Source organism: Maricaulis sp., assembly GCF_030149425.1.
Classification (GTDB): Bacteria; Pseudomonadota; Alphaproteobacteria; order Caulobacterales; family Maricaulaceae; genus Maricaulis.
Genome location: NZ_JASBRQ010000043.1, coordinates 1 through 3,991, shown reverse-complemented (window position 1 = coordinate 3,991; position 3,991 = coordinate 1). Strand labels below are relative to the sequence as shown.

Sequence of the window (3,991 nt, the reverse complement as noted above, 5' to 3'; positions counted from 1 at the left end):
CCTGCGGCTTTTCCTTGGCGGTGTCAGGGATGATGATCCCGCCTTTGGTCGTGGACTCTTCTTCGACGCGCTTTACCAGCACACGGTCGTGCAGAGGACGAAAGGTCATCTTGGCTTTTCTCCAACAAGAGGACTGATATCGATTGAGACGGCCGGGACAGCGATTAGCACTCACCCCAGTCGACTGCTAACAGCGGGCGATTTAGGGGGTGGATCCCACAGCGTCAAGAGGTGCGACCTGAATCCGGATGAGCATTTTTTCATTGGTGCGACGGCGGAAACCGGCTCAGCCTGCGTTCATCTTGTGAGCGCTAAGCCGTCGCATGGAACGTCTGTCACAAGACAGGCTATACTCCAAGCGAGGCGAGTTTTTTGGAGGTGAGAGCGATGAAACTGCGTTTAGCAATTGTGGGCTTTGCCGCCCTGGCCATGACGGCCTGTACAACCACCGATCCGGTCACGGGCGAAACGCGTCCGAATTATACCGGGCGCGGGGTTCTTCTGGGTGCCGCTGCCGGGGCTGTACTGGGCTATATGACCAATACCTCTGACAGCGAGGAAGGCCGCACCAATGCCTTGATCGGTGCCGGGCTGGGCGCGCTCGCAGGCGGGGCCATCGGTCACTATATGGACGAGCAGGAAGCCGCGATGCGTGCGGCGCTCAGCGACACCGGTGTCGGTGTGCGCCGTGAAGGCAATAATCTGATGCTGATCATGCCGGGCGATGTGACCTTCGCCACGGATTCTTCGGACATCAATTCGCGCTTCTATTCCATTCTCAACGATGTCAGCGATGTGCTGAACCGTTACCCGCGCACCTATATCGACGTGGTCGGCCACACCGATTCGACCGGCCCTTACGAGTATAACCAGCGCTTGTCGGAGCAGCGGGCCCTGTCGGTCGGCAATTATCTGATCGCCCAGCGGGTGATGCGCGAGCGGCTTTATATTGCCGGCATGGGCGAGCGGGCGCTGCTGATCGACCCGGAGACCTCCTCCTATGACCGCCAGCAGAACCGGCGGGTCGAGATCCTGATCCGTCCGCACGTGGCCTAAAGCCCGTTCATAAGTCATGCAGAAAATGCGGTCCGGCCTTGCCGGGCCGCATTTTTTCATGGCCTGAAACGGGTGAGGCCTGGCCATGGTTTACCTTCGTTAACCAAACAAAAACCCGGGCCGGAACAGATTAACGTTCGGCGAGAAACGCCGATTCGTTGCGACGAGAAGGATCGCCCCGATGGCGAAAGCGACAGATATCCTCATCCTGCTGACCTATATCATGGTCGCTGTGGTAGCCGCGCTCGGCTTTGATTATCTCGGCCTGATGTCGACGGCCTCGGCCTGGATGATGGGCGCTATCGTCTTCATCGTTGCCGGGATGGCGCATTCTGCTGCCGCCCGGGCGCAAGAGCGTCGCGCCCTTGAGACGGAAATTCTCGACCTTAAAGCGGCCAATCTGGCGCTGGCGGAAGAGTTTGAAGTGGCCCAGCGCCGGATCGACGAGATCACGGACGAGCTGCGGGCCGAATCTGTCGAGCGTGACAATGCGCTCGTGCACGAGGTCAAAGTGCTCGAAGACCTGGTGCGCCGGGTCGGCGAGGGGCCGGATGTTATGCCGGCCGCCAATGTCGCAGCGTCGAACATGGCGTCGGTCGATATCGACACGGTCCGCGAGGCGCTGGAGGAGAACCGCGTCGACCTTTACGTCCAGCCGGTCGTCACCCTGCCGCAGCGCCGGGTCGCCTTTTATGAGAGCTTCACCCGTCTGCGCGATGCCACCGGCCGGATCCTGGCGCCCGGGGCCTTCATCAAGGCCGCCGAGCGTGCCGGTCTGATGACCGAGGTCGACAATCTCCTGCTTTTCCGCTGCGTGCAGATCGTGCGCAAGCTGACGGGGCAGGACCGCAAGATCGCGATTTTCTGCAACATTTCGCTCAACTCGCTGTCGGACGAGACCTTCTTCCCGACCTTCCTGGATTTTATCCGTCAGCACTCCGACCTCGCCGGGTCGCTGATTTTCGAGATTTCCCAGCGCGCCTTTGAAGAGCGCGACGCGGTCGCGGCGCGCAATATGGCGCGCATGGCCGATTTCGGCTTCCGCTTCTCCGTCGATCGCGTTGTCGACCTCGATATGGATGTGGACGAGATGCAGCGCGCCGGTATCCGCTTTGTCAAAGTGGGTGGTGCACGCCTGCTCGAAGCGATCGACGGCTTTGAGCGTATCGCCGGGGTCGATGCAGGCGATATTGCGCATCAGGACATTGCCAGCCTGTTTGCCCGTCGCGGCATCGAGTTGATCGCCGACCGGGTCGAAGAGGAAAGCACGGTCGTTGAAGTGCTCGAGCTCGACGTCGCTTACGGCCAGGGCCATCTCTTCGGCGAGCCGCGCCAGGTCAATGAGGACATGCTTTCCCCGGCCGACGATACTGTCGCGCTGGCCGGCTGACGATTGACCGCGTAGGTCTGGGCTGCTTCAAGCAGCCTCATGATCTCTCGCGCCACGCTTTCCGAACTTGCTCCGCATTACACGGCCCTCTTCTGTGATGTCTGGGGGGTGATCCGCGATGGCAGGGCCTTGATCCCCGAGGCCGTCGAGGCGTTGCGGCGTTACCGGGGCGAGGGCGGCAAGGTCTGTCTGGTCTCCAATTCCCCACGCCGGGCGCCCAGCCTGCTGCATTCCCTCGATGAGATGGGGCTGCCGGAAGATGCGACCGATACGGTGGTGACCTCTGGCGACGCGATCTATGCCGAGCTTGTGGCGCGCACGCCGGGCAAGGCTTTGCGCATCGGCCCGGACTGGGATGACGCGCTCTATGCCGGCCTCGGTATCGAGTTCGTCCCGGTCGAAGAGGCGGCATTCATCACCTGCACCGGTCCGGACGACTACTGGAATGGCAAGCCGGAAGACTATGAGGCCGTGTTGCGTGCAGCGCTTGAACGCAAGCTCGATCTTGTCTGCGCCAACCCTGATATCGTGGTTCAGGCTGGCGACCGCCTGATCTACTGCGCCGGTGCTATTGCCCGCTATTATCGTGAGATGGGCGGTCGGAGTATCGTCGCCGGCAAGCCGCACCGGCCGATTTATCAGCTGGCTTTCGACGCTTTGCGGGCGATTGGCTGGTCCGGCGATGCAGAGCAGGTGTTGGCAATCGGTGATGGACCGGAAACCGATATCGCCGGCGCTGACCGGGCCGGCATTGATGCCATGTTCATCGCTGACGGTATTCTCGGCGCTGAAATGTAAGATGACGGCTTCGATCTCGAAGCCGTCGCGCTTAGCCTGTCAGCCTATGGCGTTGCCGCGCGCTGGGGCGCACGGCAACTGGTCTGGTCCGACTAGGAGACTTAGTCGAACAGAGAGTCGATCGATCCCTGGTCGAGCGCTCCGGCGTCTCCCTCTCCGGAGAAGAAGGCGTCGATATCGTCCTGGCTCGTTTCCGGGCCGTTCAGAGCCGGACCGTTCAGCAACTGGTCCTTGGCGCGCTTGTCTTCTTCGGTTTCCTGAACCGTGGTGTCGGCATCGTGTACACCCATGACTTCAGCGAAGCGGGCGACGCGGCTTTCCACGTGGCGCAGGGAGTTGACCACTTTGGAAACGCGCTGGCCGGCGAGGTCCTGGAAGCTGCAATTCTCGATGATTTCCATCATCTTGGCTTCCACATTCGCACGGTAGGCGTCGTAGTCTGCTTCTTCGTCGCAGAGGACGCTTTCAGCAGCAGACATGATCGTTTCCGTGGCCTTCTCCGTATCGGTCACGACCGCTTCCAGTTCGGCACCGGCCGAAGGAATGCGCTCGGACTTGATATCGTTCGGGCGTAGCGCGGCGATCTCGTCCCGGGTTCGGGAGATATAGTCCGCGATATAATGAAACTCTTGGCAGATCGACTGGTCCAGCGAGCTGAAGAACAGCTTCATGGTGTCGGTCAGCTGGTGTGCCAGCTTCAAGACCTCCATGATCTGTGCATCCTGCAGATCACTGGCTTTTAACGTC

General features: G+C 60.8%; 4 protein-coding genes and 1 pseudogene. 3 read left to right on the top strand and 2 right to left on the bottom strand.

The genetic code is table 11. The features are described 5' to 3' along the window. Positions 1-109, bottom strand: a pseudogene (locus tag Q1V57_RS06600) (co-chaperone GroES); the annotation flags it as partial. A 278-nt stretch (positions 110-387) separates the two neighbouring features. On the opposite strand from Q1V57_RS06600, the gene Q1V57_RS06595 reads away from it, so the two are divergent. The 3 genes from Q1V57_RS06595 (at position 388) to Q1V57_RS06585 (ending at position 3,244) form a co-directional block, all read left to right on the top strand. After that, positions 388-1,056, top strand: coding sequence for an OmpA family protein (locus Q1V57_RS06595; protein ID WP_300528862.1), 669 nt, complete (start codon positions 388-390; stop codon positions 1,054-1,056). Positions 1,057-1,237: 181 nt separating this feature from the next. Further along, positions 1,238-2,446 (top strand): EAL domain-containing protein, encoded by a 1,209-nt coding sequence (locus Q1V57_RS06590; RefSeq protein WP_300528860.1) that lies wholly within the window; start codon positions 1,238-1,240, stop codon positions 2,444-2,446. A 39-nt stretch (positions 2,447-2,485) separates the two neighbouring features. After that, entirely contained in the window at positions 2,486-3,244 is a 759-nt protein-coding gene (locus Q1V57_RS06585) for a TIGR01459 family HAD-type hydrolase (RefSeq protein WP_300528857.1), read from the top strand. 101 nt (positions 3,245-3,345) lie between these two features. Here Q1V57_RS06585 and Q1V57_RS06580 read toward each other — a convergent pair. Beyond that, positions 3,346-3,991, bottom strand: a 646-nt coding sequence (locus Q1V57_RS06580; protein ID WP_300528854.1) for a protein phosphatase CheZ, incomplete at its 5' end; no start/stop codon positions are given.

Bases quoted from the DNA above. Each gene is read 5' to 3' on its own strand.
- Q1V57_RS06595 (WP_300528862.1), top strand. From the start codon at position 388: ATGAAACTGCGTTTAGCAATTGTGGGCTTTGCCGCCCTGGCCATGACG.
- Q1V57_RS06585 (WP_300528857.1), top strand. From the start codon at position 2,486: ATGATCTCTCGCGCCACGCTTTCCGAACTTGCTCCGCATTACACGGCC.
- Q1V57_RS06590 (WP_300528860.1), top strand. From the start codon at position 1,238: ATGGCGAAAGCGACAGATATCCTCATCCTGCTGACCTATATCATGGTC.